The organism is Achromobacter sp. UBA4530 (genome assembly GCF_002388205.1).
GTDB classification, from domain to species: Bacteria; Pseudomonadota; Gammaproteobacteria; order Burkholderiales; family Burkholderiaceae_B; genus Achromobacter; species Achromobacter animicus.
This window is the reverse complement of record NZ_DGMA01000050.1, coordinates 61,722-85,384: the sequence shown is the minus strand read 5'-3', so window position 1 is coordinate 85,384 and position 23,663 is coordinate 61,722. Positions and strand designations below refer to the sequence as shown.

The following is a 23,663-nucleotide window of genomic DNA, read 5'->3' as shown; positions in this document are numbered from 1 at the left end:
GCGTCGGGCGACCTACGAAGATCCTCGTGGCAACAAGATCACCAACCGCAAAGCCCCCACACGCCCGTCGCCCGCCCGACGTTCAACATCGTCACCCCTCACACCGGTATCAAACCCGTGACGTTACGAATGCAATTGCTACGGCCCCACGGCGCACGGTATCCCCAAGCACATCATTTGTCGCATTACCCGCCCCGCCCGCACGCCGATCCGCTTCAACGCGCCGCTACGATGGCCGCACTCACCACCGCACCAGGAGCAAGTCATGAAGATCCCTTTCCGCCACCTAGCCGTCGCCGCCGCCCTCATCGCGGCGCAGTGCTACGCAGGCGCCGCCAGCGCCCAGTGGCTCGATGCCGTAAAGGGACAGATGGAGAGCCAAGGCAGCTCAACCCAGGGCGGTACAACCCAAGGCGGCATCCTGCAAGGCCTAGGCAACAGCCTGCCGCTCTCTTCGCTCACCCCCGCCTCAGCCGGCAACGCAGCCGGCGTGCTCGAGTTCTGCATGAAGAACAACTACCTCGCCGGCGGCGACGCGCAAGCCCTGAAAGAAAAACTGATGGGCAAGATCGGCGGCGGCTCAACGCAGAAAGCCAAATCGGATTCCGGATACCTTGCCGGCCTGCAAGGCCTCCTAAACGGCAGCGACGGCAAATCGGTCGACCTGAGCGGCGGCGGACTGAAAGAGGAACTTACCCGCAAGGCCTGCGATCAGGTCCTCAAACACGCGAAGTCGTTCCTGTAATCAGGCGCACACAGCGGTGCGCCAGCCTTCGCGCGCCGCCGTCACTTCACCGTCCCAAAAATATCCTCCCGCGCCGCACGGCTCAACGCCACCACCGCCGGATGCTCCAGCCGCTGGTCGGTCGTGATCGCGTAAAACTGCTCCTTCACGTCCGCCGCGTGCCCAATCACGCGCACCCGATACTGCTTGCATAGATAGGCTGCTGTCGCCGTCGGCGCAACAAACAGCCCCGTACCCGTCTGCCCGAAAGAATTCATCAGCGCACTATCGTCGAATTCACCCACGATACGCGGCCGGATGTCATGCTCATCGAACCATTGCAACAGCCGCGGCCGGATCGCGGCGTCTTCGCCCGGCAAGAGGAACGGCGCCTGGTCCAGCAGCGCCGGAAACGTCCCCGTCAGGCTGTCCAGCAACGGCGGCGATCCAAAGAACGTCAGCCCGCATTCCCCCAGCAGATGGCTGAACCCCCGCACATTCAGATTGTTCGGCATCGGCCGATCCGCGATCACCATATCGAAGCGATGCACCGCCAGATCCGCTAACAGAAACGGCAACCGCCCTTCGCGGCAGATCAGCCGCACGTCCTGGTCCAGATGCAATGCCGGCTCGATCATCCGGTACACCATCGCCTTCGGCATGCCCTCCGCCACCCCCACCTTGAATTCCAGCGCACGCCGCGCCGGACGCTCGCGCAGGTCGTCCAGCAGTTCGTCGCCCATCGTGAAAATGCGATCCGCATACAGCAGCGCATGGCGGCCGACATCGGTCAGTTCCAGACCGCGCCCCGCGCGACGGAACAGTTCCGTGCCGAGGGTGGATTCCAGCTCCTGGATCTGGCCGCTGATCGATTGCGGCGTGCGCTGAAGCTGCTGTGCCGCGCGGGCGATGCTGCCCGCCTTCGCGACCGTCCAGAAATAGCGCAGATGCTTGTAGTTGAGAGTGACCATGGCTGATCAATCCAAAAAATCTGACTATCGGGTCATCATAATGCGGATTGTTGGAGGAATCGCCGCGCACTAGACTGGCCTCGTGCGATTGCAGTACCCGTTTTCCCATTGCGTGGCGCACGCGGCGCGATGGAAGGAGGCGCCTCTCATGAACCGGGTCGAAACCTTTGCCACGCTGCCGATGTGGGCGGGGTTCGTGGGATTCGTGCTGATCGTGCTGGCGCTGGACCTCTATGCGTTCGGCGGACGCCGCGCCCACCGCGTATCCTCGCGCGAGGCGCTCTGCTGGGTGGGCGCGTGGATGACGCTGGCCACGCTGTTCGGGGGCCTGATGTGGTGGTATCTGGACGCCACCCTGGGCCGGGCGGTCGCACATCAGAAGGCGCTGGAGTTTTACACCGGCTACCTCATCGAACTGTCCCTGTCCGTGGACAACATGTTCGTGTTCTCGCTGATCTTCACGTACTTCGCCGTGCCGCTGGAACTGCAGCGGCGCGTGCTGCTCTACGGCGTGCTGGGCGCCATCGTCATGCGGATCAGCATGATCCTGGCCGGCGTGTGGCTGCTGTCCCAGTTCGTGTGGCTGTTCTATGTGCTGGGCGCCTTCCTGATCTTCACGGGCTTGAAGATGCTGTTCACCGCCGGCCGACAGCCGGACATCGCCCGCAATCCGCTGGTGCGCTTTCTGCGGTCCACCATGCGGATCACCAAGGACTATCACGGCCAGTCGTTCTTCGTGCGCATCGACGGGTTGCGCTACGCGACGCCGATGTTCGTGGTGCTGATTGTCATCGAAGCGACGGACGTGGTGTTTGCCGTGGACAGCATCCCCGCCATCTTTGCCGTGACGACCGATCCGTTCATCGTCTTCACATCCAACATTTTTGCCATCATGGGCCTGCGGGCGCTGTATTTCCTGCTGGCGGACATGGTGGCGCGGTTTCACTATCTCAAGTACGGCCTTGCGTCGGTGCTGGTCATCATCGGCGGCAAGATGCTTGCCGAACAATGGGTCCACGTGCCGGTGCACTGGTCGCTTGGGGTGGTGGGCGTGATCCTGCTGGCGTCGGTGGGCGCAAGCTGGGTGATGCCCGGAAGGGGCGCGCACAAGCCCGCGCGCAACGAAGCCAGGAAGTCATGAACCGGAGGTCTGCCATGAACACGATCATTCTTGCCACCGACGGCTCGCTGCACAGCGATGCGGCGGCCCGATTTCTGGTGGAAAGTCCCTTGCTGAACCGCGATTTCGTCGTGCACGTGGTGCACTGCGAACCCGATGTGGCCGGTGACGTGAAGTCCTTCATCGGCAAGGCGGACATCGACGCCTGGCACCACGAGGAAAGCGGCAAGGCGATGCAATCGGTGGTCGGCATCCTGACCGCCGCCAACGTCGGCCACGAATGCCACGAGCTTGTCGGCTTCACGCCGGAGAAAATTGTCGAGTATGCAAAGCAGATCGATGCCGGGGCGATCGTGATCGGCTCGCATCATCACAGCCCGCTGATCAACGCCATCCGCGGCTCGGTCAGCGGGCGGATCCTGGCGCACTCGCCCTGTCCGGTGATGCTGGTCTGAGGCGGCGGTACGGCGCAGAGGCCGGCCTGTTTGACACGCCGATCCCGCGGCGCGGGCCGCGGGGGCGTGGCAGTGGTATCTTCTGCGAATCTTCCGCTTTGCACCCTGCGCCCATGTCCGACGTTCCCGTTCCCGCCGATTCGCCCGTATCCGACGGGCCGGCGGCCCCCCACCGGCCCTTCATCCAGAATGCCGGCACCCGGCGCACCCTGCATTTCACGCAGCAGGAGATCCAGAGCAGCATGTCGCTGCTGAATCCGGATGCGCTCGAAATCGAATACACGCGGATGATGATGGGCTTCGTGCTGTTCAAGCCGGAGCCGGCGGACATCCTGATGGTGGGACTGGGCGGCGGGTCGCTGCCCAAGTTCTGCCACCGTTATCTGACGGGGGCGCGCGTCACGGTGGTGGAAATCGATCCCGCCGTCATCGCGCTGCGCGACGCCTTCATGGTGCCGCCGGACAGCGCGCGCTTTCAGGTCATCCAGGCCGATGCGGCGCAGCATCTTGCCGGGCAGACGGACGCCGCCGATGTGATCCTGCTGGACGGATTCGTGGCCGGGGGCATTCCGGATGCCCTGTGTTCCGCCGCCTTCTACGCCGACTGCCATCGCGCCCTGCGCGACGACGGCATCCTGGTGATCAACTTCCACGTCAACCACCCCATGCATCACGAATACCTGGACCGCGTGCGCGACGCGTTCGGCTCGTCGATGTTCGAGGTGGTCGACGACGACATGACCAACAGCATCGTGTTCGCCTGCAAGGGCAACCTGCTGGACAACCCGGCGGCCGCGCAACTCACGCGGCCAGCCACGATGCCCAAGGATGCCTGGCGCCAGCTCATGCCGACGATGCGTGTGATCGGGGCGACGTTGGAACTGCGCTGATTCTGGCGTTGCGCTACGCCGGATCGCTCAGCATGATGGAAAGCAGCTCCCGGGTGGCGCGCGACAGGGCGCCGGGCGTCTGCGCGCCACCTTTCTCGCCGAGTGTTTTCGTCAGGTTCGACACCGTCTGCGCGACAGCGTCGTCGTCCAGCACCTTGGGTCCGGTTTCTTCTGTTGGCACGGGCGGCGGCGTGATGTGCTTTTTGGCCGCCTTCAGCAGCTCCGCCACCGGATCGGCCTTGCCCCGCGCGTTGACGCGGTCGGTCATCGCGGTGGCCAGGCTTTTGCCGCCGCTGCGGGTACGCAGGCCGGATCGCTCGCTGGCGGCTTCCCACGCGCCGCGCTGCGCGGCATAGGCCGTCAGCAGCGCGAAGCGGTCCGCGTCGATGAGCAGCGGCGATTCCGCCACCGCGATCAACAGGGATTGGTACGCGGCGCTGGCGGCCGTGGCGTCGTTGCCGATCAGCGCCTTGGAAACGTCCTTCCACAGATGATGGAACGGCAGCGTGGTGGCTGCGGCGAACATGTCCGCGCCCAGCGTCGCGCGCTGCTCAAAGGCCAGGACCAGGTAGTCGACGTCGTTGACCGGCTCCGGTTGGCCTGCGCCGTTCTGGCGGTGCAGCACGCCATCGACGAGTTGCAGCCCCGACAGCTTGTCCTGCGAATCCGCGCCCGCCAGGACGCGGTAGCCGCTGCGCCGCAATGCGTCGCCATCGTAGACGCCAAAGCGCACGCTGACGCCGTCGGTGCCGAACAGTTTGGCGAGCGGCGTGAGCAGGCTTTCCCCTGTCTTGACGATCGCCCCGCCGACCGGGCCGCCCAGCATCGTGACCGCGGTGGACACGAAATCCAGGATGCCGCGCGACAGGCTGCTGTCGGCGAAACGGCACAGCGCCGCGTACATCTCCAGTCCATCGCTGGCGTACGGGACGTTGCGCGCAACATAGACATCCCGAAAGGCGACACGGCGCGCCCCGGCATCAGGCGCCGCCGCGCCCAGCGCCTGCTGGATGAGGTCGTAGCCGACGATGTAGGGAATCTCGCGCCGCGTGCCGTCCGCGCCGTAGCGCAAGAAGAACGTGCACAGCGGCAGGAACTGGCTGAGATAGTTGCCCGCGTCGCACAGGCGCATTTCGACCAGCCGGACGCTGAAGTAGCACTGGCCGGGCACGAAGGCGGCGCCGTCCATGCCCGCAGCCAGCGCGGGCGTGCCGCCGGGCGGCTCGATCTCCGCGTAGAAGTTGCGTCCCGCAGGCACGGTCGGCAGCAGCGCGCCCGCCCCGTCGCCGCCAGCCGCCTTGCCGCCGATGCCGCGCAGCATGCCGAATATTCCGTCCATGTCAGCTCCTTGTGCGGCGTGGCTGCCGCCCGCTCAGTCGCGCACGATGGCCATTGCCGATGCCCACGTCGGCAGGTCGCCCGCGTCGCCCTGCGCGGCCTTGCATGCATAGCGGTAGGCCTCCGCCAGGTCCTTGGGCTGGGTAGCGTCCAGGTACACGTCGTAAAAGCGCTGGATGTAGCGGGCGCAGGATTCTTCCTCGACCTGCCAGCGAAAGGCCAGCACGCCGGCCGCGCCCGCGCGCATGACCTCCAGCGCAGTGCGCACCGACGCGCCGCTGCACGAAGACAGCACCAGCAGCTTGCACTTGCCCGCCTCCATCCACTGCCCGATCAGCCGGATCGACAATTGCCAGGCCTCGCCGTCCTCGCCGGGCAACACCAGCATCGTGCTTTCGCCTTCGGACACCGAATGGCCGGCAAAGTGAAAGATGTCGTAGTTGCCCGTCCGCAGACGCTCTTCGATGCGGCGTTGCAGGTCCGCGCCCACGAGCCCCGCTTCATCGGCGGCACGCACGTGGTCGATGATCAGGTGCCCCGGCGCGCGCGCGGCCAGTTCCGCAAGGTGCTCGCGCTCCTTGGCCACGGATTGCAGCGGCCCGAACTCCATCGCCGGCAGCGCGGGCCCGCCGTCCTCGCGCCGGAAGGTGACGGTGCCAAACACCGAACTGGCGTCCATGAACAGCATCCTCACCGGCTGGCCGGGCGTGCGCGCGTCCGGCTCCCAGCGCGGCGCGGGCGCCGTGCCGTCCAGATGCAGCCGCCGCGCCATCGGTAGTTCCAAACACAGGTAACGTCCGCTGTCGGCGCCGAACTCGCGGCCCATCTCGAATGGCAGGTTGAACAGGCGCGACACCTCCTGGCTCGCCAGGTTGAATTCAAAGCGCAGGTCCAGTCCCGCGAAGGCCCCCGCGCCCGGCGACACTTCCTCGTCGCGCGCCCGCTGGATCAGCTTGGCGACCGGCGCGCCCAGGCTGTGGGTCACCATGGCGCTGAAGACGTCCTCGCCCACGCCGCTCAGGTCTTTCAGCCATTGCGGCGCCTTGGTCTCGCCCAGATAGGGACTGAAGGTCTCGATACGGCCCACCAGCGCGGAGATGCGGTCGCGCTCCTTGTACGGCATGTCCTGCGACGAATACTCGTGGCGTCCCATCTGGATGCGGTAGGTGATCGAGTGCTCGCCCACGCGAATGATCAGCCGCCGCCGGCGCTTGGGCGCCAGCGGCGTCAGGCAGGTGAGCACGGTGGCGACTTCCGCGCCGCTGTTGACGTTGGCCTTCGCATCGTTGGTCCACATGAAGACCTGGGGACGTTCCAGCACATAGCGCTGCACCAGTTCGGGCGGGTCGACCGCCAGCACCAGCAGCGGGACCGACGAGCGCGCGGCGATCCATTCCAGCAGTTCCACGGCTGCCGCGCCGGGCTTGCCGCGTTTGCTGGCCGTGGAGCCGAGCCGGGCGTCGATGATGACGAGTCGGGGTTCGATGCGGGGCGTGGACATGTCCCACGATTCGAGCTGCGTCTTGGCGCTTTCCAGCGACGTGCGGCGGCGCAGTTCCGCGCCGACGAACGGCGCAATCGCGGGGTACTGCTGGACTAGGCGATGCAACTGGGCAAGGTTGTTGGCCCAGTCGTCCTCGTGCTCGTCGTTCATGCTGGCCAGCAGAATGAAATTCGGTCCGGCGGCGTCTTGTTCCATGATGGCGATTCCATGATCCCGATGGCCTAGCCGGCCCGCAGCGGCAGGATCAGCGTGAACGCGCGCCACGGCGGCGTGACGGATTCATAGGCCTGCGGCGGCGCATCCGATAGCGGCGGGTCGGTGACAAGCGCGCCGCCGTGGTCGATCACCGTTTCCTGGATCTGCGTGATGGCGATGCTGGCGCCGTCGTGCGCCGCGCGTTCGGCGTTGAGCAGAGCGTCGTCGGGCACGGCGTGCACCGGCGGGTCGGACTCCCACACCTGCTCCTCGCTCAAGCCAAAGCGGATCTCGCAGCCGTCCGGCCCGGTGTCCAGTTCGACCGTGACGCGGGCGTCGTCTGCGTTGCGGCAGCGGAGCAGGTAATCGATCATCGACCGGAAGGCCGCGGACAGCGCCTGCGCATCGCCCGACACGGTCGGACCGTCGCGCGAGGGCGAGTGGTTCGTGAGCGCGATCCGGCGCTGATCGCGCGCGGGCAAGGCGGTCACCACCTCCTGCAGGCGCGCGCCCACTTCCACGTCGGTATGCATGGCGCGCGTGCGCCGCCGCGATTCGCTGGCGCCGGCCAGCCGCTCGAATGTGATGTCGGCCTTGCCGATTTCGGCCACGATGCGTTGGCTCAGGTCCTGCGCCTGCGCCGCAACAACGTCCGCCGGCGTGCCCTGGCGGGCGTCGTCGTGCAGCAGCACGGTCTGCGACGTCAGGCTGCACGCCAGCGACAACGAGGTGCGTGTCTGCCGGGCCACTTCGGCCACGGTCTCGCGCAGATAACGCAGGTCGCGCGCCCAGCCCAGATCCGCGATGTCGGTGAAGAACCAGATCGACATGTCCAGACTGGGATCCAGGTCGGTCCGCGTGGCCAGCACGGAACGCGGCTGGCCGGTGCTGTCCAGCAGCTCGATACGCTCGCGCTTGACGGTAAAGGTGGAGGTCAATACGCCCAGCGTCGCTTCGTCGCCCGCGATGGCGTAATCGGTGATCGACGGCGATTCGGTCTGGCTGCGTCCGCGCCGCGGTTCCGCGCCCAGCATGTCGGTCGCCACGCGGTTCATCTCGATGACGGCGCCCTCGCGTCCCACAAACACCACCGCCTGCTCGGTTTCCGCCATGAGGCTTTGCTTGGTCTGGCTGAGCAGATGCTGGGCCAGGCCTTCTTCCAGCGACGCGATGATCTGCATCAGGTCGTCGATATCCGGGCCCTTGAACGCATGCGACACCGAGGACTCCACGTCCAGCAGCCACCGTATCCGGCCGTTCAGATGGATGGGGACGGTCATGGCCGAGCGCAGCGGCCGCTTCGGGCCGCCATAGCCGTGCTGCGCGTAGATGGGGTTGCCGATGTCGTCCACCGCCAGCAGGCACCCCTGCGCCAGCGTGGCGCCCAGCATGCCCTTGTCGGTAGGTTGTTTGTAATCGGCGGGCAGCGCGTACGCCGGTGCCAGGCTGTGCTGCGTGACGACCTCAAACCGGTTGTCCTGGCGGTTGACGCGATACAGCGCCACATGTTCCCACGAGAAGTGCTGCGAGAGCTGGACGATGATCTCGTCGGCGGCGTGGCGCAGCGAGGCGGCGGCCATCACCTTGCGCCGCAGGGAATCCGCGAACTCGGCGCGCTCGTCGTCACGTTCCTTTTCAAAGCGCATCAGCACGGGTTCAAGGTCCAGGGTGCGCAGCATTTCCAGATGCCGCTCGCCATACGCGCCCGGCTGCCGCGAGCACAGGCTGAGCGCCGAGCTGTAGCCGTCCGCGCGCGTCACGGGCAGCGTGACCGAGGCCTCGATGCCCAGGTCCTGGTAGCAGCGCACGACCTCGTTGCCGGGCTCGGGCATGTTCTCCCGGACGAACGCGCCGATCTCGTCGACCCACGTTCGGCCGGAATCCAGAAACGCACGTATCGTGGGCGGCAGGTCCATCCAGCGCGCGGGCCACAGCTCCACGCCTTCCGGGCGCACGGCAATCGCGCGAAACAGCGACACGTCGTTGCCATAGATGCCGAATACCGCGTGTTCGAACGGGATAAGACGCCGAATCTGCTCCAGGATGCGGTCCAGCTTGGCGCGCCAGCCGCCAATCGCCGGGTCCAGGGCGATGCGCCGGATCTCGTCGCGGGCGGATTCCAGCGTGCGCGACTGGATGACGGCGATCACACCCAGCAGCTGGCCGTTCGGCGCGGGATCAGGCGTCATGACCAGCTCAAACTGCCGGTCGGCGTCGTCCGGGACGGGAATGGCGATGGTCACGGCGACCATGGCATCGCCTTCCGTGTCCTCGATGCAGCGCAGGATGGCGCGCTGCACCGGTCCGCCGTCGGACGGCCGGAAATGCGCCGCCAGCCGGGTGCCGCACAGCGCGTCGCGCGGCAGGCCCAGCGTGCGCGCCGCCTCGGGGTTGGCAAAGCGGATCACGCCCTGAATGTCCAGGCGGAACACCGCGTAGGGCGTGCGCTCGAATCGGTGGGCTTCGGCGTCGCGGAACGGCGAGCCGTCATTGACCAGCACGATGAGTTCGCCGCTGTCCAGCGTGCACAGCGGGATGAGCTGCGCGGGCACGCGCGCGCCGCCAGGGCGCCGATACACGACGTCAACGGCGCCGTCGCCCATGCGCAGCGGTTTGGCAAGGCCGTAGACCTGGCTGACGTGGCGGCCGACGAGCGCATCGCGCGCCAGCGGCAGGACGCTGCTGGCCGCCACGATCTCGCCGGTGGCGGCCAGCACGAGGCAAGGCACGCCGACCTGGGACAGCACGCGCGCAACCTCCGCGGGCTCGCCAAACAGGGAAAACTCGCGCAGCGCCGCGTCCCGGGGAAGCGCCGGGGCGTCGCGATAGGGTTCCATCTCTGTCATGACAAGACCTCTTCACCTGCCGTCACCGCTTGATGAACGCGATGACCTGCTGTTGCGTGCCCTTGTCGTTGTCGAATCCGCCGTGCGTGCTGGACGCCACCGGCGCCACGCGGGCGGTGGCAGACGGGCTGCCGGCCGGCGAGACGTGGACCGCGTCGCACGGAATGGCGGCCTCGCGAAAGTAGCGTTCCATGCCCAGCAGCGGCGTGGTGGTGCCGCCCTCGAACGATTCGCTGACCAGGTACAGCAGCGAGCGCCGGTACGGCCCGCAGGTCGGGTCGTGTTCTTCGGCGCGATCCGACAGATGGAATTGCTGATAGCGCTTCACGCGGCTGCCCAGGTGCGGCACGACCAGGTCCTGGAAGGTCTTCATCGTGACGGCGGGCGCCATCAGGCTCAGCGATTCCAGTTCCCCGCCGTCTGCGGTCAGGCGCTTGACGAAGTGGCTGGCGACGATGGCGCCCGCCGAATGGCCCACGATGTGCAGGCGCACGCGGCCGCGCGCGACGTGCGTCTTGAAATGCTTGTACAGCAGGATCATCGCGGCTTCTTCGCCGCCATTGATGGCCGGCTCGCTCATGGCTTCGGCGTTCTGCTTCATCTCGCCCCAGATCACCGTGCCGGGGCGCGCCAGCCACCGCTCAAGCCGCTGGTTCCACCAGCGTTCCAGCCGCTCGCCGATGCCTCCGGTGGTGCGCGGCACGTCGCTCGCCGCGTCGCGGATGATGTTCTTCACGGTGCTGATGAAGTCCGTTTCCCACATCAGGAAGACGGGGAAGATCTGGTTGTCATACAGCAGCGGAATCCATTCAGCGGCGGCCTCGGCCGCGTCGTTCTCGCCGACCAGGCCGCCGTGCGCGTAGACGCAGACATCCATCGGCTTGTCCTTCAGATTCCAGCGTTCGCGCGCGGCGCCCATGTGCACATCCACGATGGCGCGCAGGTCGTCCTGTGTGGTGCGAAAGGCCCCGCTGTTGCTGAGCTTGCCGTTGTTGCCGACGTTGACGATGAAGGGCGTGAGCTCGCGGTCGCGCAGCACCTTGCCCGCCGCCAGCGTCACCTTCTGACCTTCCGTGCGCAGGCTGATGCTGTTGGCGATCCGCTCGTGCTCGTGCGTCACCACGCCCAGTTGCACGACCCAGCAGTCCATTGCGTTGCGCAGCCAGTCGTCATAGGTCAGCACGGCCATGCCGTGCGTGCCCCATTCCTCGCCCCACGAGTTCTGGATCAGGAAGCCGTCCTGCGTGTAGCCGACGATGACGAAAGCGTGGCCCTGCATCGCCATGTCCTGCCCGGTGGCCGGAATGACCCAGAACGGCCGGGTGACGGGCGTGGGCTCGTCGTCGTGCGGCGTGACGCCGTGGCCGTCGTCCCAGCCGTCGTGGCAGCCCGCGCTGGCGTACAGAATGCCGACCTCGTTCAGCGCGGCGTGCATTTCCACGATGCTGCGCGTGTCGATCCGGTAGTAGGCGCCCAGCGGCCGCTTGACCGCGTCCAGCCACCAGTCGTTTTCGGGGCGCTTGGCGGCAGGCGGCATGTCGAGGGTGGGGAACAGGCCCTGTGCGCAGGCGCCATGCCGGAACCAGCCCTTCAACGCGCCGCGCAGGCTGGAGCCGCTGTCGTCGACCGATCCCGGAAACTCGTCATAGCGCCGGGCCATGGAATACAGCATGTAGGGCGAAATGGCGGGGCGCGAGTCGCGCTCGGACTTGCGCAGCAGGTATTCGACCACCGTGGACAGCGCAAAGCCGGTGCAGGCCGACGTTTCGCCCTGGTGCTTCACCGTCAGTCCCATCACGGGAATCATCTCTGCCTTGGGCGTGACGGAAATGTTGGGCCGGAACAGGATGTCGCGCGCGTCGAAGGCATCGGGCTTGGCGGACCGCTCAAATAGCCGCGCGGCCGGGGCGTCATCCTGTTTGCGGCGCTTGCGGGCCTTTGCGGGCGGATCTTCCGGCGCCGGGGCGGACGCTTGCGTCACGCGTTTGGGCTTTTTCTTTGCCGCGGGCTTGGCCGCCGTGCGCGCTGCCGCCTTTCGGGTCGCCATGTCGTTCTCCCAATGCCGGCGGCCGGCTAGGACGCCAGCTTCAAGCTGGCGATGTAGCGGGGCGCGTCGGCGGCCAGCTTGGCCTCTACGTCGTCGCGCAGCTGTTCATACAGGGCGGCGTTCAGCGTCAGGCGCTGCGCGCAGGCCCAGAAGTTCACCTGGCGCGCGCCCCACTGCGCAAACAGGAAACGCTTGCGGCTGTCCACGGCGCGAAAGTAGTAGGCGCCAAACGCCATCGACAGCCCGCCGCCGCGATCGCGCTGCACCGCGCCCAGCTGGAAGTTGCCGCCCGACTGCGACGACGCGTGAAAGTCGAAGAGCTTCACGGTGTCGTCGTCTTCGGCCAGCTGGCCCAACGCGGTCACGGCCTGGTCCAGCACCGCCAGCTGATCGCGCCGCGCGACGGCCAGCAGCAGGTCGACGGCCACCTGGTCCATGCGGAACTCGCGCTCGTCTTCCTCGTGATGGGTGAAACTCATCTGTCCGCTGGTCCACCCCAGGTTCTCCAGCACTTCCACGTAGGTCTGATACCAGGCCTGCGACTGGGTGAATCTGTCATGCGCGGCGCTGGCCGCGCGTTGCGCCAGTTGCAGCGAATACAGCACGTCGCCGCGTTCCTGCTCCTGCAGGCCCGCCGCAAACGACAGCACGCTGCCGGCGTTGATGCTGGCCTGCGGCGCCTGCCGTGCGGTCTTGCCCGCGGCGCCGGCACGCAGGACGGCGCCAGAACGCTTGGCGGGCGCGCGCCGCCGCGCGACGGGCATGCCGGGCGGCTCCAGCGTCTGCACGGCCAGATCGTTCAGGTAGCCGTGGATACCAACCGCGTTGACGCCGTGGTCCGGCATGGTCGAGGTGGGCGCGGCGCTTTTGGATGCACGGCGCGCGGCCGGACGCGGCGGCGGGGCGGGCGACACCAGCGCGCCGTCCTCGGAAAACGTGGCGGCCAGGATGAAGTCCGCTTCCGCCGCGGAATAAGCGGGGTCCCAGTGCGAGTTTTCGGGGACGTGGCAGTGGCCGAAATGCCCGCTGGCCGAATCCCAGATGGCGGGGTCGCGGTTGTGGCCGCCGGGATCCTTGCCGTTCTTGGCTGGCAGCGGGCGGCCAGACGGCCACTTGCGCGGGATGCCGTGCTGTTCCTCGATCCAGCGGCACAGGCGCGCCACGTTGGTCAGCGCGCGGCTGTCCTTGGGCAGATGCGCGAATCCCACCAGTTCGATCTGCACGGCTGAATCGCGATTGGTCTGCACGCCGCCCGCATCGTTGCGCAGCGCCCGCGCGCCTTCGGCGGTGTCGACGTGCTGGAAGATGGTGGTGGCGTCGACCGTGAAGTGGGGGTCGGAGCGGTTGCGGCGGAACGCGTCCATCGCACCCTGCGCGGTGCTGCCTTCGGTGGTGTGATGGACGATCTTGAAGGGGCCGCCAAGATGAGGCCCGCACGAACCCGATATGGGCCGCCACGTCGCAAAAGGACATCGTGCCATCGATGGTCTCCTGGGAACGGGCGCGGGTGTTCTTGGCAAGACGACATGACGACGATGATGCGGCGCCCATTGCAGGGATATATATGCGGACCTCATCCGCCTTGCTAGTAGCCGAAAGTATTAATCCTTGAATGTGCAATGGTGCTTACGCATCATCCGGCCCCGCTTGCGCTCGTCCAGAGGGATGAGGTACGGCGGCCGCAAGGCATGCTGCGGCGCTCAGGCCGCTTTCTGGATCCGCACCGGAATCGACTTGTAGCTGGGTGTGCCGCTTGCCGAGTCCTGATAATCCAGCGGGCACAGGTTGTTGGCTTCCGGGTAGTACGCGCCCACTGACCCTGCCGCGATGTCATGCTGGATGGCCGTCAGCCGCAGCCGCCGGTGCGTCTGGCCGGGCAGGCTGGTGACGATGTCGACCTCGTCGCCGTGCGCAATGCCGTAGCGCGCCAGGTCGGCGGCATTCATGAACAGCACGTCGCGCCGGCCGAACACGCCGCGATAACGGTCGTCCATGCCGTAGATCGTCGTGTTGTACTGGTCGTGGCTGCGCAGCGTGGTGAGCCGCAGGATGTTGCCTTCGACGATATCCGGGTCTTCGCGCAAACCCGCGAACGGAATGAATTCCGCCTTGCCCGACGCTGTCTTCCAGATGCGCTCGGTGGGCGGCAGCGGCAGCCGGAAGCCGCCGGGGATGCGGATTCGTGCGTTGTAGTCGCGGAAATCCGGATAGATCTTTTCGATCAGGTCGCGGATGCGGTCGTAGTCCTCGATCAGGTGCGCCCAGTTGACGCGGCTGTTCGGCAGCGTCGCCTGCGCCATGCCGGCGATGATGGCCGGTTCCGAACGCAGGTGCGGTGAGGCGGGCGCCAGCTTGCCGCGCGAGGCATGCACCATCGACATCGAATCCTCGACCGTGACCGATTGCGCGCCGCCGGCCTGCACGTCGCTCTCCGTGCGGCCCAGCACCGGCAGGATGATCGACGCCTTGCCGATCAACAGGTGCGAGCGGTTCAGCTTGGTGTTCAGATGCACCGCCAGGTCCAGTTGCCGCATGCCGCGCTCGCAGGCCTCGGTGTCGGGCAGCGCGATCGCGAAGTTGCCGCCCAGGCAGATCAGCGCCTTGGCGCGGCCCGCGGCCATCGCCTTCATGGCTTCGACCGCATCATGGCCGGTACGGTTGGGGGGACGGAAGCCGAAGGTCTGCTCGACGTGGTCGAACATGGTGTCGTCGATCTTCTCGGTGATGCCGACCGTGCGGTTGCCCTGCACGTTCGAGTGCCCGCGCAGGGGACAGATGCCCGCGCCCGGCTTGCCGAAGTTGCCGCGCATCAAGAGCAGCGCGGCGATCTGCTGCACGTTGCTCGTGCCTTTTTCGTGCTGCGTGATGCCCATGCCGTACGTGACGATGGTGGCATTGGAACGCGCATAGGCCTCGGCCACCAGCTCCAGGTCGCGCCGGCGCAGTCCGCTGGCCTGTTCGATGTCGGTCCAGCTCGTGGCGTCCAGGTCCTGCGCGAAGGCCTCGTAGCCGTTCGTGTGCCGCGCAATGAATTCGTGGTCGAGCGTGTTGCGCCCGTCGCGGTCCGCGTCCATCAGCGCCTTCATGATGCCCTTGAGCGCGGCGGCGTCGCCGCCGACCTTGACCTGGTAGTACGTGGAGGCGATGGCCGTGGAGCCGAAGGTGCCCATCTCGATCGGATCCTGCGGATCGGCAAAGCGCTCCAGCGAACGCTCGCGCAGCGGGTTGAACACGATGATGGGCACGCCGCGGCGCGCGCATTCATGCAGGGTGCCCATCATGCGCGGATGGTTGGTGCCGGGGTTGTGCCCCATCGAGATGATGAGGTCGCACTTGTCGAAGTCGTCCAGCGACACCGTGCCCTTGCCGATGCCGATGGCCTTGGGTAGCCCGACGCTGGTGGCCTCGTGGCACATGTTGGAACAGTCGGGGAAATTGTTGGTGCCGAATTCGCGGGCGTACAGGCTGAAGAGAAACGCGGCCTCGTTGGATGCGCGGCCCGACGTATAGAACTCGGCCATGTCCGGGTCCGGCAGGCTGGCCAGCGTCTGGCCGATGCGTGCAAAGGCGGCGTCCCATTCGATGGGCTGGTAAGTGTCGCTGGCGGCGTCGTAGGCCAGCGGATGAGTCAGGCGGCCTGCGTTCTCCAGGTCGTGATCGGTCCAGGTCAGCAGTTCGGTCACCGTGTGCGCGGCAAAGAACTCGGGCGTCACACGCTTGCGGGTGGCTTCCCATGTGACGGCCTTTGCGCCGTTTTCGCAGAACTGGAACGTGGACGTATGCGCCTTGTCGGGCCAGGCGCAGCCGGGGCAGTCGAACCCGTCGGGCTTGTTGGTGCGCAAGAGCAGCACCGGCGCTTCGGCAATGCGCATCTGGTTTGCCACCGCCTGCGCGGTCGCCTTCAACGCGCCCCAGCCGCCCGCCGGGGCGTCGTAGCGGTGGATGCCAGTGGGTTTGCCTTGGGACATGCGGATCTCCGGATTTCAGGAAGCGGTGCGCGCGGCGGCGGGGGCGTCGGCAAGCCGCGCGCCGCGGGCGGCGAGGTAGCGGCTGGTCAGGACCGAGCCGGCCACGGCCACGATGATGGGGACAAGAAAGGCCTGGTCGACCCGGGTGAATTCCAGGATCAGCACCACCGCGGTGAGCGGCATGCGCATCGACGAGGCCAGAAAGGCGGCCGCGCCCACGACGGCAAACGCGCCGGGCGGCGAGTCGGGCCAGGCCAGGCTCCATAGGCCGCCCAGCACGACGGCCATTGATGCGCCGACGGCGATGGCGGGGGTGAGCAGGCCGCCCTCCGCGCCCGCGCGCAGCGTGCAGGCGACCACAACCACCTTCATCACGGCCAGCGTGGCGGCCAGGGCGATAGTCAGTTCATTGTCGAAACTCAGTTGCGCCGGCCCCTTGCCGTTGCCCAGCAGCGCGGGAAGATAGATGGCAAGCAGACCGATCAGTGTGAAATTGACCAGGCAGGCCACGGGCAATTGCCAGCCCCGGGCGGCCTGGGCGCGCGCCGCGGCGGTCAGCCGCTGCCAGCCGTGGGCCGCGCATCCGAACAGCGGCCCGGCGGCGATCGCCCAAACCACGAGGCTGGCGTTGATCTGCATGGCGGGTACGGCGTACTGGATGTCGTTGCCCAATCCCGCCCAGGCCACCACCGCGCCAATGCAGCAGGCAATGAGCGCCGCGACGACAGCGGGCCAGGCGAACGAGCCCAGCAGGACTTCCAGCACGAAGAGCGCTGCGCCGAGCGGCACGTTGTAGACGGCGGCCAACCCCGCGCCGGCGCCACAGGCGATGACGATCCGGTGCTGCGCGGGGGCAAGCCGCAGCAGCGCGGCCAGCCGGCCGCCCGCCAGCGCGCCGACTTCGCGCGGCGCCACCTCGCGTCCCAGCGGCGATCCCAGGCCCACCGTGATGATCTGCAGGATGGCGTGCGCCATCGTTGTCGCCGGGGGCATGGCTTGCGTGGGGTCTGACACCGCCTTCTTGACGCTGACCAGGGGACGGCCATAGCGATAGATCAGCCACCATCCGCCGCCGGCCGCCAGGCCGCACAGCACCAGCGCCAGCACGCGGCGCGGGCCGCTGGCGGCCTGCACGCCTTCAAGAAAGGATTCGTGGCTGATGATGTGGCCGCCGCCGTAGCCGTACGCCAGGTGCTGGACGGCGTGCAGCAACATGCCGAGCAGCATGCCGCCCAGACCGGCGAACAGGCCGGTCAGGACGACCGCGAGGAGAAACCGCGGGCGCAGCCAGGAGGGATCGTCGGGCGTTGGATCGTTCATACCAGGAGGGGCTCCCGTCGTTGGCGCGCTGACCGAAGGGCCGTGCAAAGGCGGGCGCGCGCTGCGATGAGGCAGTGTATGGCCCGGCGCCGCCGCGCTGGGCGTCCGGCGCCCGAAAACCATACTTATTGGTTAGGCGGTAATCCGCAGTTTCCTTGTTGAGCGTCAAAAAGGACCGGAATTTGGGCTTTATTTCAAATAGTATCTAAGTAATTCAGTACATATACTCCGGGTTCAATTCAATGGACGGATGCCGCCCGCCGCAAATGGCGCCAGGAGCGGCCTGGAGAAAAAGATGTTGAACAAGGTTGTAAAGATCGGGGCATTGGCCTTGCTGTCCACCGTGGTGGCGGGTTGCGCCACCGAGCGTTCCCAAGCCGTGGCCGTGCCGGCCGTCGCGGCGGCCAGCAAGCCGTACGCGGGCGTGCGCAGCCCCATTTCCGTCGGCAAGTTCGACAACCGCACCAATTACCTGCGCGGCGTGTTCTCGGACGGCGTGGACCGCCTGGGCGGCCAAGCCAAGACGATCCTGGTCAGCCACCTGCAGCGCAGCGGCCGATTCCAGGTGATGGACCGCGACAACCTGTCCGAAATCGCCCAGGAGGCCGCGTTCAACAAGAAGGCCGCCCAGATCAAGGGCGCGCGCTACGTCGTCACGGGCGACGTGACGGCCTTCGGCCGCAAGGTCACCGGCGACCAGCAACTGTTCGGCATTCTGGGCCGCGGCAAGGAACAGGTGGCCTATGCCAAGGTCGACCTGAACGTGGTGGATGCCACGACCTCGGAAGTGGTCTATTCCGCGTCCGGCGCCGGCGAATACAGCCTGTCCAACCGCGAAGTCGTGGGCTTTGGCGGCACCGCCGGCTACGACTCCACGCTGAACGGCAAGGTGCTGGACCTGGCCATCCGTGAAGCCGTGGACCGCCTGGTCGACGGCATCGAACAGGGCGCCTGGCAGCCCGCCCGCAACTGACGGAGGCCGGGATGACCATTCATACCCACCAACCCCGCACGGGCGCCGCGCGCGCGGGCCGCGCACTGGCGATCGCCGCCCTTGCCGGCGTGCTGTCGGCCTGCGTGCAGCAGCCCAAATCCATGTATAGCTGGCAGTCCTATCAGGGCTCGGTCTATTCCTACCTGAAGGACGACGGCGGCGATTACGCGACCCAGACGCTCGCCATGGAACAGAACATCGAGACGGCGCGCGCGTCCAACGCCGAACTGCCGCCCGGCTTCCGTGCGCATCTGGGCATGCTCTACATGAAGATGGGCGACGGCGACAAGGGCGTCGAGCAGATGCAGGGCGAGAAGGCGGCCTTCCCGGAAGCCGCGCCGTTCATGGACTTCCTGCTGCGCAACGCGGGCAAGCTGCAGACGGTTGCCGCGCAGGCGGCAGGTACGGTGGCTGCGGGTTCGCCCGCCGCGGGATCGCCCGCCGCGGGATCGCCTGCCGCAGGTTCGCCCGCTTCGGTCAAACCCGCTGCCGCCGCGCCGGCCGCGCCCGCCGAGGCCGGCACGTTGAAGAAGGGATCGTGATGATGAACAAACTCATGCGCGCCGGCCTCGTGGCCATCGTGGCGCTGCTGACCGGCTGCGTGGCGCCGCCTCAAAACAACGTCGACTACACCGCGTTTCGCGAAAGCAAGCCGGCGTCGATCCTCGTGCTGCCGCCGCTGAATACGTCGGTCGACGTGTCGGCCACCGCGGCCGTGCTGTCGCAGGCCACGCGCCCGCTGGCCGAATCCGGCTACTACGTGATTCCGGTTGGCGTCATGGAAGAAACGTTCAAGCAGAACGGCCTGACTTCGCCCGACGACATCCACGAGCTGCCCGCCGTGAAGCTGCGCGAGATCTTCGGCGCCGATGCGGCGCTGTACATGACGGTCAAGCAGTACGGCGCCAGCTATGCAGTCCTGGCCAGCACCGTTACGGTCTCGATCGACGCTGAACTGCTCGACCTGCGCAACGGCGCCAAGCTCTGGAGCGGCTCCAAGCAGGTGGTGCATGCCAACAACAACAGCAACGGCGGCCTGATCGGCATGCTGGTGCAGGCGGTGGTGGATCAGGTGGTCAACAACCTGACGGACCGCAGCTACAGTGTGGCCGGCATGACGAACGCGCAACTGCTCAGCGCCGGCACGCCTGGCGGCATGCTGTACGGGCCGCGCTCGCCGCGCTACGAAGCCCAGTAAACCGGCCGGATGACGGCTTACCGCCCGCGCGCCAATTCTGGCGCGCGGGCGGCTTCGTTTGGGGCGTGTGGATTTACCGCGCCCCGAACACCGGATAGTCCGTCAGCCCGCGCGCATCGCCGCCGAACAATGTATTTCTGTCATGCTCGGCCAGCGGTTCGTCGTTGCGCAGGCGGTCGGGCAGGTCCGGGTTCGCCACGAACGGCCGGCCGAAGGCGATCAGATCCGCCCAGCCTGCTTGCAGCGCATCGCGTGCGCGCTCGGCCGTGTACTTGCCGGCGTAGATCAGCACGCCGGGATACACGCGGCGCAGCGCCTCTTTGAAAGACAGCGGCATGTCGGGGGCGTCGTCCCAGTCGGCTTCGGCGATGTGGATGTAGCCCACGCCGATCTCCCCCAGCCGCTTGGCGGCTGCGGTGTACGTGGCGACGGGGTCCGCATCCACGCAGCCGTTCAGCGTCGTGAGCGGCGCCAGACGGATGCCGACGCGGGCCGGGTCGCCCAGGGTTTCGACCAGCGCGCGCGCCACTTCGTCCAGGAAGCGGATGCGGTTTTCCAGCGAGCCGCCGTACGCGTCGGTGCGGTCGTTGGCCTCGGAATCCAGGAACTGGTTGACCAGATAGCCGTTGGCCGCGTGCAGCTCGACGCCGTCAAACCCGGCCGCGATCGCGTTACGCGCGGCCTGGCGGTATTCCTCGACGATCCCCTGGATCTCCGTCGCCGACAGCGCGCGCGGCGCCGAGGCCTGCACGAAGTTGGGGCTGCCGTCCTCGTTCTGGATGAAGACATTGACACCCTCTGCCTGAATCGCAGAAGACGACACCGGCGCCTGCCCGCCGAGCAGGCTGGTGTGGCTCAGCCGGCCCACGTGCCAGAGCTGCGCGTAGATGCGGCCGCCGGCGGCGTGGACGGCGTCGGTAACGCCGCGCCAGCCGGCCACCTGGGCGGTCGTGCATAGGCCGGGCGTGCCGGCGTAGCCCTTGCCCATCGGCGAAATGTACGTGCCCTCGCTGACGATGAGGCCGGCGCCGGCGCGCTGCGCGTAATAGCGCGCCATCAGCGCGTTGGCGCAATCGCCGGGCTGCGTGGCGCGCGAGCGTGTCATCGGCGGCATGACGATGCGGTTGGGCAGCGTCAGGCTGCCCAGCGCCAGGGGTTGGAACAGCGGATCAGTCGTGTGCATGGTTGAATTCCGTTCAGTTCAGTCGCGTTCGGTTCTGTCCGCTTCGGGTTAATCCCATTCCGCGGCCAACCCTTCCGGGCTGACTTCGCGGCCGTTGCGTTCCAGCGCGGCGATCTGCGCCATGTCTTCGTCCGTCAGGCGCAGGTCCTGGGCGAGCAGGTTGCTGGCCAGGTTGTCGCGCTTGGTCGACGACGGGATCACGGCATAGCCCAGTTGCAGGGCCCAGGCCAGCGCGACCTGCGCGGGCGTGGCTTCGTGGCGCTGCGCGATCTGGCCGATGACCGGATCCTTGAGCACCTTGCCGTATGCCAGCGTCATGTACGAGGTGACGTGAATGCCCTGTTCCTTCAGGAAAGCGGTCAGCGTGCGGTTCTGCAGGTAGGGGCTGAGCTCGATCTGGTTGGTGGCGATCTCTTCGCGGCCGACGGCGGCGATGGCGGCGCGCGTTTGTGCGATGGGGAAGTTGGAAATGCCGATCTGGCGGGTCAGACCTTGCGCCTTGGCGTCGGCCAGCGCGGTCATGAATTCGTCGACGGAAACGCCGTTGTCCGGCGCGGGCCAGTGGATCAGCGTCAGGTCCACGTAGTCGGTGCGCAGCTTGGCCAGGCTGTCCTTCAGGCTGGGGACGAGCTTGTCCTTCGCGTAATTGGGCACCCAGATCTTGGTGGTGATGAACAGGTCTTCGCGGGCCACGTTGGACTCGGCGATGGCCTGGCCGACGTCGGCTTCGTTCTCGTAGATCTGCGCGGTGTCGATGGCGCGGTAGCCGACGTCCAGCGCGTTGCGCACGGAATCGATGACGGTCTGGCCTTGCAGACGGAAGGTGCCGACGCCAAAGGCGGGGATGCTCATGTAAAACTCCTGGGGGTGTGCGTGGCCGAACGTGCAGTGTTCGGGAATGGACGTAGTGTGCCCGCCGTATCCTTGCGGAAAAATACCGGTATCGGCGAAATACTTTTGATAAAACGTCAAATATGAAAACCACCCTCGACGAAATGCAGGTCTTCATCGCCATCGTGGACAGCGGCTCCATCACCGCCGCCGCCGACGTGCTGGGCCAGACCATCTCCGCCACCAGCCGCACCATGAGCCGGCTGGAGGAAAAGCTGCAGACCACGCTGATGCGGCGCACGACAAGGCGGCTGGCGCTGACCGAAGAAGGCAAGGCCTACCTGGAGCAGGCGCGCCGGATCATCGCGTCGGTCGAGGAGGCCGAAGAGCTGATGAACCTGCGCCGCAACCAGCCCGCGGGCCTTTTGCGCGTGGATGCGGCGTCGCCCTTCATGCTGCACGTCATCGCGCCGCTGGTGCCGGCCTATCGCAAGCGCTATCCGCAGGTGGAGCTGGAACTCACCAGTAACGAAGGCAACATCGACCTCTTGGAGCGGCGCACCGATCTGGCGTTTCGCATCGGGCGTCTGAAGGACTCGTCGCTGCACGCGGTGGCGCTGGGCACGAGCCGCGTGCGCGTGCTGGCCAGCCCGGGCTATCTGGCGCGGTACGGCACGCCGCGGCGCGCAGCGGATCTGGCCTCGCACGTGCTGCTGGGCTTTGCCCAACTGGAACCGCTGAACGAATGGCCGCTGCTGGACGCGGACGGGCAGCCGGTGCACATCAAGCCGCAGGTGCGCGCCCACAGCGGCGAGACGCTGCGCCAGTTGGCGCTGAACGATGGCGGCATCGTGTGCCTGTCCGACTTCATGACGCGCGGCGACCGCGCAAGCGGCGCGTTGCAGCCGCTGTTCGTCAAGCAGTTGCTGGAAGTGCGGCAGCCGATCAACGCGGTGTACTACCGGAATACCGCGATCTCGTCGCGCATCAGGTCCTTCATTGATTTCGTGGTCGAGACCGTGGGGACGCGCGGATTCGAGGAGTAGCGGGCGCGCGAAGATGTATCCAATGGCGACCTCGGCGATGCATGCGCCAGCGGGATCCTTATACTGTCCCCGTTTTTATTTCGAACCTTGGACACGCATGAGTCTCTTCTCCCGTTTCTTCGGCCGCAAGGAAGCCTCCAACGATGCCGCCGATCCCGCGGATTCCAACGCCCTGCTGGCGAATCCGGACATCGCGCAGCCGTTGAGCCTGCAGGTCCTGTTCGCCGCGCCGCTGGCGATTTCCGAGGCGGCGCTGACCGATGCGCTGCGCGCGTATCACCCGACGATGCAACAGGCGCGCGCCGAAATCGCGCCCGACATGCCGGAATTCCTGGGCATGGTCGGCTGGGACAAGCACGTCGTGCGGCTGGTGGGCTTCAATGCGCCCTACCCCAAGGACGCGCTGGAAACCTGCGTGGCGCCGTCGCACTATCCGGCCACGGTGAAGGACGAGGTCCGCGCGCATGTGAGCCACATCATCCTGTATTACGCGGGCTACGAGACCGACCCGCTGGAGCAGTATGTGGCGATGGCCGCGGTGGCGGGCGCGTTGGCTAATTTCAAGGCGCTGGCGGTGCTGAACGAGCATGCGCACACGTCGCTGCCGGCCGGCGTGTTTGCCGACGAGTCGCTGGGCGACGAAAGCATGGACCTCCTGCGCACGCTGCCGCTGAACATGCTGTATTGCGGCTTCGTGAAGTATGAAGTGGAAGGCGTGCAGGGCGTGTGGATGCGCACCTATGGCGGCGATGCGTTCGGCCTGCCGGATTTCGCGGCGCTGGCGACGGGCCATGACGAGGGCGAGATGTACTCGACCATGTTCAACAACATCATGGGCTACATGCTGGAAAGCGGCGCTGAGCTGGCTGCCGGCCACACCATGCAGATCGGCGAGGACGCCTACATGAAGCTGCGCGAGCCGGCCAAGGAGGAGTATTACCTGGACGGTCCGGGGCAGGTGCTGGTGGCGGAGATCATCTCGGCGGATCAGATCAACACGCCGGAATAAGTCAGGTCCGCGCGGGCCGCGATT

At 66.8% G+C, this 23,663-nt stretch carries 19 protein-coding genes; 9 read left to right on the top strand and 10 right to left on the bottom strand.

Annotated features, from left to right (window positions below; all coding sequences use genetic code 11):
* The first annotated feature begins 265 nt into the window (after positions 1 to 265).
* On the top strand, positions 266 to 745 hold the full coding sequence (locus B2W22_RS28215) for a DUF2501 domain-containing protein (RefSeq protein ID WP_286940466.1): 480 nt from the start codon (positions 266 to 268) through the stop codon (positions 743 to 745).
* A 41-nt stretch (positions 746 to 786) separates the two neighbouring features.
* Here B2W22_RS28215 and nhaR read toward each other — a convergent pair whose 3' ends face one another.
* On the bottom strand, positions 787 to 1,695 hold the full coding sequence (nhaR, locus tag B2W22_RS28210; RefSeq protein WP_175123805.1) for a transcriptional activator NhaR: 909 nt from the start codon (positions 1,693 to 1,695) through the stop codon (positions 787 to 789).
* 148 nt (positions 1,696 to 1,843) lie between these two features.
* Here nhaR and B2W22_RS28205 point away from each other — a divergent pair, with 148 nt between their 5' ends.
* The 3 genes from B2W22_RS28205 (at position 1,844) to B2W22_RS28195 (ending at position 4,160) form a co-directional block, all read left to right on the top strand.
* Complete coding sequence (locus B2W22_RS28205; protein WP_175123804.1) at positions 1,844 to 2,836, top strand: TerC family protein; 993 nt, start codon at positions 1,844 to 1,846, stop codon at positions 2,834 to 2,836.
* 14 nt (positions 2,837 to 2,850) lie between these two features.
* Positions 2,851 to 3,270, top strand: a complete 420-nt coding sequence (locus B2W22_RS28200; RefSeq protein WP_175123803.1) for a universal stress protein — start codon at positions 2,851 to 2,853, stop codon at positions 3,268 to 3,270.
* 113 nt (positions 3,271 to 3,383) lie between these two features.
* Positions 3,384 to 4,160, top strand: coding sequence for a fused MFS/spermidine synthase (locus B2W22_RS28195; RefSeq protein WP_286940464.1), 777 nt, complete (start codon positions 3,384 to 3,386; stop codon positions 4,158 to 4,160).
* Positions 4,161 to 4,173: 13 nt separating this feature from the next.
* On the opposite strand, the gene B2W22_RS28190 is transcribed toward B2W22_RS28195, so the two are convergent.
* From B2W22_RS28190 to B2W22_RS28160, 7 genes are all read right to left on the bottom strand, one after another.
* On the bottom strand, positions 4,174 to 5,499 hold the full coding sequence (locus B2W22_RS28190; protein WP_286940462.1) for a hypothetical protein: 1,326 nt from the start codon (positions 5,497 to 5,499) through the stop codon (positions 4,174 to 4,176).
* Between the two features lie 33 nt (positions 5,500 to 5,532).
* Entirely contained in the window at positions 5,533 to 7,197 is a 1,665-nt protein-coding gene (locus B2W22_RS28185) for a CHAT domain-containing protein (RefSeq protein WP_175123800.1), read from the bottom strand.
* Positions 7,198 to 7,223: 26 nt separating this feature from the next.
* Complete coding sequence (locus B2W22_RS28180) at positions 7,224 to 10,043, bottom strand: PAS domain-containing protein (RefSeq protein ID WP_286940460.1); 2,820 nt, start codon at positions 10,041 to 10,043, stop codon at positions 7,224 to 7,226.
* Between the two features lie 22 nt (positions 10,044 to 10,065).
* Positions 10,066 to 12,090 (bottom strand): C1 family peptidase, encoded by a 2,025-nt coding sequence (locus tag B2W22_RS28175; protein ID WP_286940459.1) that lies wholly within the window; start codon positions 12,088 to 12,090, stop codon positions 10,066 to 10,068.
* A 26-nt stretch (positions 12,091 to 12,116) separates the two neighbouring features.
* Entirely contained in the window at positions 12,117 to 13,571 is a 1,455-nt protein-coding gene (locus B2W22_RS28170; protein ID WP_286940457.1) for a peptidoglycan recognition protein family protein, read from the bottom strand.
* A gap of 219 nt (positions 13,572 to 13,790) precedes the next feature.
* Positions 13,791 to 16,058, bottom strand: coding sequence for an FdhF/YdeP family oxidoreductase (locus B2W22_RS28165; protein ID WP_286940456.1), 2,268 nt, complete (start codon positions 16,056 to 16,058; stop codon positions 13,791 to 13,793).
* Between the two features lie 15 nt (positions 16,059 to 16,073).
* Entirely contained in the window at positions 16,074 to 17,378 is a 1,305-nt protein-coding gene (locus B2W22_RS28160) for a chloride channel protein (protein WP_218342318.1), read from the bottom strand.
* A gap of 295 nt (positions 17,379 to 17,673) precedes the next feature.
* Here B2W22_RS28160 and B2W22_RS28155 point away from each other — a divergent pair, with 295 nt between their 5' ends.
* From B2W22_RS28155 to B2W22_RS28145, 3 genes are read left to right on the top strand one after another with little or no spacing between them, the layout of a single operon-like run.
* Complete coding sequence (locus B2W22_RS28155; protein WP_175123795.1) at positions 17,674 to 18,351, top strand: CsgG/HfaB family protein; 678 nt, start codon at positions 17,674 to 17,676, stop codon at positions 18,349 to 18,351.
* An 11-nt stretch (positions 18,352 to 18,362) separates the two neighbouring features.
* Entirely contained in the window at positions 18,363 to 18,914 is a 552-nt protein-coding gene (locus tag B2W22_RS28150) for a DUF4810 domain-containing protein (protein WP_286940454.1), read from the top strand.
* On the top strand, positions 18,914 to 19,570 hold the full coding sequence (locus B2W22_RS28145; protein ID WP_175123793.1) for a DUF799 domain-containing protein: 657 nt from the start codon (positions 18,914 to 18,916) through the stop codon (positions 19,568 to 19,570). Before B2W22_RS28150 ends, B2W22_RS28145 begins: the two co-directional genes overlap by 1 nt.
* Positions 19,571 to 19,643: 73 nt before the next feature.
* On the opposite strand, the gene B2W22_RS28140 is transcribed toward B2W22_RS28145, so the two are convergent.
* Together B2W22_RS28140 and dkgB are read right to left on the bottom strand one after the other, a co-directional pair.
* Entirely contained in the window at positions 19,644 to 20,753 is a 1,110-nt protein-coding gene (locus B2W22_RS28140; protein ID WP_286940452.1) for an alkene reductase, read from the bottom strand.
* Between the two features lie 48 nt (positions 20,754 to 20,801).
* Positions 20,802 to 21,605: a 2,5-didehydrogluconate reductase DkgB gene (gene dkgB / locus B2W22_RS28135; RefSeq protein WP_286940451.1), complete on the bottom strand. Its 804-nt coding sequence runs from the start codon at positions 21,603 to 21,605 to the stop codon at positions 20,802 to 20,804.
* Between the two features lie 122 nt (positions 21,606 to 21,727).
* Between dkgB and B2W22_RS28130 the strand changes: the two genes are divergently transcribed.
* The gene (locus B2W22_RS28130) at positions 21,728 to 22,630 is read left to right on the top strand and encodes a LysR substrate-binding domain-containing protein (RefSeq protein WP_286940450.1); all 903 of its coding nucleotides are present in this window, start codon (positions 21,728 to 21,730) and stop codon (positions 22,628 to 22,630) included.
* A gap of 97 nt (positions 22,631 to 22,727) precedes the next feature.
* The gene (locus B2W22_RS28125) at positions 22,728 to 23,639 is read left to right on the top strand and encodes a DUF4261 domain-containing protein (RefSeq protein ID WP_286940449.1); all 912 of its coding nucleotides are present in this window, start codon (positions 22,728 to 22,730) and stop codon (positions 23,637 to 23,639) included.
* The last annotated feature ends 24 nt before the right edge of the window (positions 23,640 to 23,663 follow it).

Bases quoted from the DNA above. Each gene is read 5' to 3' on its own strand.
- B2W22_RS28215 (WP_286940466.1), top strand. From the start codon at position 266: ATGAAGATCCCTTTCCGCCACCTAGCCGTCGCCGCCGCCCTCATCGCG.
- nhaR (WP_175123805.1), bottom strand. From the start codon at position 1,695: ATGGTCACTCTCAACTACAAGCATCTGCGCTATTTCTGGACGGTCGCG.
- B2W22_RS28205 (WP_175123804.1), top strand. From the start codon at position 1,844: ATGAACCGGGTCGAAACCTTTGCCACGCTGCCGATGTGGGCGGGGTTC.
- B2W22_RS28200 (WP_175123803.1), top strand. From the start codon at position 2,851: ATGAACACGATCATTCTTGCCACCGACGGCTCGCTGCACAGCGATGCG.
- B2W22_RS28195 (WP_286940464.1), top strand. From the start codon at position 3,384: ATGTCCGACGTTCCCGTTCCCGCCGATTCGCCCGTATCCGACGGGCCG.
- B2W22_RS28190 (WP_286940462.1), bottom strand. From the start codon at position 5,499: ATGGACGGAATATTCGGCATGCTGCGCGGCATCGGCGGCAAGGCGGCT.
- B2W22_RS28185 (WP_175123800.1), bottom strand. From the start codon at position 7,197: ATGGAACAAGACGCCGCCGGACCGAATTTCATTCTGCTGGCCAGCATG.
- B2W22_RS28180 (WP_286940460.1), bottom strand. From the start codon at position 10,043: ATGACAGAGATGGAACCCTATCGCGACGCCCCGGCGCTTCCCCGGGAC.
- B2W22_RS28175 (WP_286940459.1), bottom strand. From the start codon at position 12,090: ATGGCGACCCGAAAGGCGGCAGCGCGCACGGCGGCCAAGCCCGCGGCA.
- B2W22_RS28170 (WP_286940457.1), bottom strand. From the start codon at position 13,571: ATGGCACGATGTCCTTTTGCGACGTGGCGGCCCATATCGGGTTCGTGC.
- B2W22_RS28165 (WP_286940456.1), bottom strand. From the start codon at position 16,058: ATGTCCCAAGGCAAACCCACTGGCATCCACCGCTACGACGCCCCGGCG.
- B2W22_RS28160 (WP_218342318.1), bottom strand. From the start codon at position 17,378: ATGAACGATCCAACGCCCGACGATCCCTCCTGGCTGCGCCCGCGGTTT.
- B2W22_RS28155 (WP_175123795.1), top strand. From the start codon at position 17,674: ATGTTGAACAAGGTTGTAAAGATCGGGGCATTGGCCTTGCTGTCCACC.
- B2W22_RS28150 (WP_286940454.1), top strand. From the start codon at position 18,363: ATGACCATTCATACCCACCAACCCCGCACGGGCGCCGCGCGCGCGGGC.
- B2W22_RS28145 (WP_175123793.1), top strand. From the start codon at position 18,914: ATGATGAACAAACTCATGCGCGCCGGCCTCGTGGCCATCGTGGCGCTG.
- B2W22_RS28140 (WP_286940452.1), bottom strand. From the start codon at position 20,753: ATGCACACGACTGATCCGCTGTTCCAACCCCTGGCGCTGGGCAGCCTG.
- dkgB (WP_286940451.1), bottom strand. From the start codon at position 21,605: ATGAGCATCCCCGCCTTTGGCGTCGGCACCTTCCGTCTGCAAGGCCAG.
- B2W22_RS28130 (WP_286940450.1), top strand. From the start codon at position 21,728: ATGAAAACCACCCTCGACGAAATGCAGGTCTTCATCGCCATCGTGGAC.
- B2W22_RS28125 (WP_286940449.1), top strand. From the start codon at position 22,728: ATGAGTCTCTTCTCCCGTTTCTTCGGCCGCAAGGAAGCCTCCAACGAT.